Below are 5,737 nucleotides of genomic sequence, written 5' to 3'. Positions count from 1 at the left end.
TCCTCTGTCATCAATCCTGCCGAATGAGGGGCTGTTTGCCCAAGTAAGCCTCTGCAGATGGCTTACCCCATCTCACCAGCTTTCCAAGGTGTAAAGATGGGTCGCTGATGGTAGTGGAAAGTAATTTGGCCCCAAATTCAAGTGTCTCAAGGAAAACCTATCAGGAAAACCTATGTTGAATTATAAAGAAAAGCTCAATCCCTGGATCATTGTCCTTCTGCAACCCAAGCTCAGTAATATCACCGTTGGCCGATTCCGACGGCGCGGCAATGCTGAAGAACATCTACGAGTTTTAAAGCAGATGATGCCTGAGGCAAAATTTTCCATAATGTTTGATGTGGAGACTATTAGGGAGGATGTTGTTAACTAGTGGCTAAGGTAAGTCATTAGTAATTACTCATCTGTGATCAGTAACTACCGTTAGTTACATACTCCCACACGCTTATCAAAGATTAAAGTGTGGGCTTCTTACCAACTCCACCCAAAGGTATCGGCTTTCGCCGACGCTGCGCGAACGGATACACGGGTTACTTTATTAACGATACGGTCAGAAGTTACCGCATTCAGAGGGTCGCCTTTATGGTTAGCAGGCTATGGGTAAAGGGTTAAAACTTATTGATTAAGGCTCCACTCTTCTAAGGTTTCGTCTCCGGGATGCCCCGACCCACCGGAACAATATAATGAGTTCTATTTTAAGCACTTAGGTGGCGGTTAGCTCTTAATTTGATTTACCCTACTACTTTCATTATAGACGATATAGGCGATATAAACGATTTTGAGTTCCCTGCTTGGTAAAAAAACTCTGTCCGCGATTCATCCCATGTTCGTTGTGAGGCTTCTCGCGGTTGAAGCTAAGGACTAATAGAACTCTGCTGAAAATCATGGCTCTACTGTTGGTCAGGTCTGAGCTAAAGGTTAATTTTCCCAGAGTTCTAATTACTAATGACTAATGACTTTTTGAGTAGGATTAGTTAACCGTTTAAGTCAAACCCCTAAAAGAAATTCGGCTGATGGCGAATTAGGTTGAGGAATTCCTCACGAGTTTTTTGATCCTCTTGAAAAATCCCGACCATCGCACTGGTAGCGGTCCAAGACCCTGGTTTTTGCACACCCCGCATCACCATGCACATATGGGTAGCTTCCATCACCACAGCCACACCCTTTGGATCCAAGACAGCTTGAATGGCTTCGGCAATCTGGCGAGTCAGCCGTTCCTGAACTTGCAGTCGCCGTGCATACATCTCGACCACACGGGCTATTTTACTGAGTCCTACCACTTTTTGGTTAGGGATATAGGCGACGTGAGCCTTACCCATAAATGGCAACATGTGGTGTTCACAGAGGCTAAAGAAATTGATATCCCGCACGAGTACCATTTCATTATGACCTTCGTCAAAAATTGCCCCGTTGACTATTGCCTCTAAAGACTGATTGTAACCACTAGTCAAGAATCGCATTGCCTCGGCTACCCGCTTAGGGGTTTTGAGCAGTCCCTCTCGTTGCGGGTCTTCACCAACACCCAATAGGATAGTGGTGACAGCGTTGATCATCTCCTGGTTCAGTTCTTCCAAAGGAGCTTGTAAATTGGGCTGGTGACCATTCTGGGTATTGCGCTCAGGACGGGTCTCTAGCTGATGTTTCTCATTACCATTGATACTTTTAGCAGTTGAAACAGATTCAACACGGTTGAAACCATTGGAAGAAGCAATAGTCATGATTAATCTGATTAGATTGTAAACAAAAATGAACTTGATATTGCCAGACCATAGGGACAGGTTAAATTGACACAGCAATAACCTTTCAGTGAACCAAAAGTGTGCTATTATTTGTACCTATACCCTAAAGAATCCCGGCACTGGGCATCAGAGTCAAGGACTCGATGACAGCCTGTTGTGGTAGCTCGACGGTGTGCAAAATTGACTGGGCAACAATTTCTGGGGTCAACATCCCTGACCGATTTAATTGCACCTGAACTGTATCTGTATCCCATAAAGGGGTATTGACTGCACCTGGACAAATGCTTACTACCCGGATACCATGGCGGCTTTCCTCCGCTGCTAGAGTCTTGGAGAGGGCAATCATACCTGCCTTACTAACGCTGTAAGCCCCCCATTTAGGCAAGGCTTGCTTAGCAGCAATTGATGCCACGTTAACGATCGTGCCTCGGTGTTGGGCACGCATAGCAGGCAGAACCCCCTGGATGCACTGAAACACACTGGTCAGATTCAGGTCAATTAAGCGCTGCCAATCTGATAGGGGTGTCTCACTGAGATATCTAGCGTAAGCCATTCCCGCATTATTGACGAGAATAGTGATAGGAGCAAAATCTGCTGTGATTTTTTCTATCCAAGATCTAACCTGCTCCAGCTCAGCTAAATCATATGGATAAGCCTTAGCTTGCACCCCAGCTGCCCTAGCAGCAGCAGCAACCATCTCTAAGTTGTTCCGGGAACGGCTGACTAAGGCTACACTGATTCCTGCCTTAGCAAAGGCTAAAGCTGTTTCCTTGCCAATACCACTGCTCGCTCCAGTAATTATGGCGCGTCGCTCAACAGTCGATATCATCAAATTTTACAAGATTTTGTTACAAATGCTTGTCTACCGTCTCGATAAAACTCAGGATTGATCCGAAGCAAATGCCCACATAACGCAGGTATTTGGTTTAAATCTGCTAGCTTTAAATCTGCTAGGTCAGCTACCAGGTCACCAGAGGTGGACGCCGTTGAATTAAGCTTAGGTTTAGTGAGTTGGTTAGGCACCGAGATTATAGACACTCCCTTAGGGCAGTTAATCTCCAAAGGCACAGCTAGGTTTTCGGTGTATCCGAAATTGTTTAGCAAACTGACTAACTACCTTAGACTATTGTGAACAATTGTTAATTGTATCATCATCCGCAGACTATTCAGCTACCAAGTCGGCTGTCAATAATAAACTTTGAGGATAGAAAAATCGGGATACGGTAATTCGTAATTGGGCTACCAACCTAAACATCAGACAAAATGCGGAGCATGATTAGCTCAATACCCCAGAGGATGAACCCCTTGCTATATATAGCCATATCATCTGTCACGCCTTAAGTTAGTAGCCGTAGCCGTAATTGGCAGGCGAACCTAACTATACTTGAGATTAGTCCACTTGAGATCAGTCCTTAGTTCAGCAACAGTTCACCAGCAACGCCTTGGCGACTTGACAGATAGACCTCTGACCCATTTACCTGTTAACTCCTTCAAGACTAACTTTCTAGAAAAATCCCCATATTTCGGAACTTCTGATAGCGCAAATCCCGGCGCTGTTGAGGGGTTAATTGAGTTAGTTCTGCCAGGTTTTCCAATAGAGCCTCTTTGAGGATAGAGGCGGTTGCCAAGGGATCCCCATGAGCTCCTCCTATGGGTTCCGATAAAACTTTGTCAATAATCCCTAATTCTTTGAGGTCCCAAGCGGTAATCTTTAACGCTGCTGCTGCCTGCTGTCCTTGGCTAGCATCTTTCCAAAGGATGGCGGCACAAGCTTCTGGGCTAGCTACGGTGTAGACAGCGTTTTCAAACATCAAAACCCGATCACCAACACCAATTCCCAAAGCACCGCCGGAACCTCCTTCACCAATGACTGTACACATAATGGGGACATCCAGACGAAACATTTCTCGGAGGTTATAAGCGATCGCTTCTCCTTGTCCGAGTTCTTCCGCCTTTACACCAGCCCAAGCACCAGGGGTATCAATAAAGGTCAAAATTGGCATATCAAAGCGATTAGCGTGTTCCATCAGCCGCATCGCTTTACGGTAGCCCCCAGGGGAAGCCATCCCGAAGTTGCGAGCTACATTATCTTTAGTATCACGACCTTTTTGATGTCCTAATATTACCACAGCACGACCCGCCAAAGAGCCAATCCCCCCTACTAGGGCTGGGTCATCATAACCACCGCGATCGCCATGCAACTCAAACCACTCATCAGTAATTGCCTGAATATAATCGAGGGTACTTGGACGCCTAGGGTGACGGGCTAGCTGTAGCCGTTGCCCTGGTGATAAACTATTGAAAATTTCCTGACGCAGTTGGATTGCTCTTGTCTCCAGTTGGCGGATTTGGTCAGAAACATCGACATTGTTTTCCTCTGCGAGTTCCCGAATTTGCTTAATTCGTTTTTCCAGTTCAACCAGTGGCTTTTCAAAGTCGAGACTAAAGGTTCTGTTTTTTGCTGGTGACATAGTTACTGGTCATTCGTCAATGGTCAGTGGGTTTCTGTGTAAGATTACAGGCCATAACTCCAGAGTAGCAAACCCATCAAAAATAGATGGGAATCCCACGCTTCTCTTATATCATCTGGTAGCATTAAAATTTTTGACAACTTAACATTTACCTCAATCATTTGCTTCAATTGACCCTCTCCCTATCTTCCCATCTCCCCATCACTGTCTTGATGCAATAGCGAGTGGGAGAAACCCCCGCAGGTCGGCGTTGCATCGCTATTTACAATTGACGATCTAAACGGCAAAGATATTATTAGTAGGTATTATTACTAGGTGTAGGGCTAATCTAGCGTAGACTTGGCTTAATCCCCAAATCCAGACATACTATCATCGCTATTGACCTGAAACTTTGCCAGATTGGTGAATTACTGGGGAAAATAGAGATCTCAACAAAAGGATGGGGAAGATTGGGAAGTAATACCATTGAAGATCCACATCATAAGTAGCTTCAGGGGAATAAATACCCCAGCTGGTTTTTCTTCCCCGGTCGCCCATAGGCGTGATTCGCACACTACCTGGGATTTTTGATCAGGAAAATTCGTGACACAGCTATCTATCTGGATGAACTGGATGACTATATTCCTTATTACCAATCAACTCAAAGATTTAGCGCGAGGGTTTTAGGAAGATGAGATTGTGGCTTTAGTGGAAAACTATCTGCACTGGGAAAAAGAGCAATGAGTGTCAGCACGACGAATATCCCTGATCTTGACTTAAGCAACTTCACTATTTTGGTGATTGATGATAATCCTACCAATTTAGGAGTAGCTGTTGATTATTTGGAAGATGCTGGTTTGACGATTTTGGTAGCCCGCAATGGTGAGAGTGGCTTGAAGCGAGCTAAATACGCCCATCCAGATATTATTTTGCTGGATGTGTTGATGCCAGGGATGGATGGCTTTGAAACCTGCCGCCGTTTGAAAGGGGATGACGAAACCAAAGATATTCCTGTAATTTTTATGACGGCTTTATCCGGTATAGAGGATAAGGTGAAAGGATTTGAGCTTGGGGGAGTCGATTATCTTACTAAACCGATTCAGTCACAGGAAGTGTTAGCAAGAGTCAAGGTACATTTACAACTGCGTTCCTTGACCAAAACCCTTGAAGACCAAACTAAGACATTGGAGGAGCAGAATCAACGTCTGAAAAAAGAAATCAAACAGCGCATGGAAGTGGAAGCAGAACTCAACGAAACCCTGCAACAGCTGCAAGCTACTCAAGACGAGTTGATCCAATCTGAAAAAATGGCTGCTCTCGGACAACTAGTGGCTGGAGTTGCTCATGAAATTAACACTCCTTTAGGTGCTATTAACTCTTCAGTTAGGAATCTTGCCAACTTTTTAGCTCACCACCTCAAGCAGCAGGGCTATTTCATTCTAAAAATGCGCTTGAGTGTGTCTAGTCCAAATTGGCAGTATCGCTGTGCTTGAGCCATATTGGAGAAGCCATTGGAGCGATAGATATTCAGCGCAAAATTACGAGCAACTG

The 5,737-nt window shown here is 45.0% G+C and carries 6 protein-coding genes; 2 read left to right on the top strand and 4 right to left on the bottom strand.

The annotated features are described in order from the left end of the window. The first annotated feature begins 172 nt into the window (after positions 1-172). Positions 173-370 carry a hypothetical protein gene (locus F6J99_RS41070; RefSeq protein ID WP_081431101.1) on the top strand — a complete coding sequence of 66 codons (198 nt, stop codon included), beginning with the start codon at positions 173-175 and terminating at the stop codon, positions 368-370. 622 nt (positions 371-992) lie between these two features. On the opposite strand, the gene folE is transcribed toward F6J99_RS41070, so the two are convergent. The 4 genes from folE to accA all read right to left on the bottom strand — a co-directional run bounded on the left by folE (position 993) and on the right by accA (position 4,207). Continuing rightward, a complete protein-coding gene (gene folE / locus F6J99_RS41065; RefSeq protein ID WP_075906212.1) occupies positions 993-1,715 on the bottom strand; it encodes a GTP cyclohydrolase I FolE in 723 nt (240 codons plus the stop codon). A 124-nt stretch (positions 1,716-1,839) separates the two neighbouring features. Then, a complete protein-coding gene (locus tag F6J99_RS41060; RefSeq protein ID WP_193431314.1) occupies positions 1,840-2,565 on the bottom strand; it encodes an SDR family oxidoreductase in 726 nt (241 codons plus the stop codon). Then, positions 2,565-2,840, bottom strand: coding sequence for a hypothetical protein (locus tag F6J99_RS41055; protein WP_143727664.1), 276 nt, complete (start codon positions 2,838-2,840; stop codon positions 2,565-2,567). Before F6J99_RS41055 ends, F6J99_RS41060 begins: the two co-directional genes overlap by 1 nt. A gap of 392 nt (positions 2,841-3,232) precedes the next feature. Then, a complete protein-coding gene (gene accA, locus F6J99_RS41050; protein ID WP_070391836.1) occupies positions 3,233-4,207 on the bottom strand; it encodes an acetyl-CoA carboxylase carboxyl transferase subunit alpha in 975 nt (324 codons plus the stop codon). A gap of 719 nt (positions 4,208-4,926) precedes the next feature. Between accA and F6J99_RS41045 the strand changes: the two genes are divergently transcribed. Further along, positions 4,927-5,679, top strand: coding sequence for a response regulator (locus tag F6J99_RS41045; RefSeq protein WP_293122172.1), 753 nt, complete (start codon positions 4,927-4,929; stop codon positions 5,677-5,679). The last annotated feature ends 58 nt before the right edge of the window (positions 5,680-5,737 follow it).

This window comes from Moorena sp. SIO4G3 (assembly GCF_010692305.1).
GTDB classification, from domain to species: domain Bacteria; phylum Cyanobacteriota; class Cyanobacteriia; order Cyanobacteriales; family Coleofasciculaceae; genus Moorena; species Moorena producens_A.
The sequence above is the reverse complement of the archived record's forward strand: the minus strand, read 5'-3'. Positions and strand labels throughout refer to the sequence as shown.

What these genes read in the sequence shown, in the direction of transcription:
- F6J99_RS41070 (WP_081431101.1), top strand. Translation starts at nt 173, where the DNA reads ATGTTGAATTATAAAGAAAAGCTCAATCCCTGGATCATTGTCCTTCTG.
- F6J99_RS41045 (WP_293122172.1), top strand. Translation starts at nt 4,927, where the DNA reads ATGAGTGTCAGCACGACGAATATCCCTGATCTTGACTTAAGCAACTTC.
- F6J99_RS41060 (WP_193431314.1), bottom strand. Translation starts at nt 2,565, where the DNA reads ATGATATCGACTGTTGAGCGACGCGCCATAATTACTGGAGCGAGCAGT.
- accA (WP_070391836.1), bottom strand. Translation starts at nt 4,207, where the DNA reads ATGTCACCAGCAAAAAACAGAACCTTTAGTCTCGACTTTGAAAAGCCA.
- folE (WP_075906212.1), bottom strand. Translation starts at nt 1,715, where the DNA reads ATGACTATTGCTTCTTCCAATGGTTTCAACCGTGTTGAATCTGTTTCA.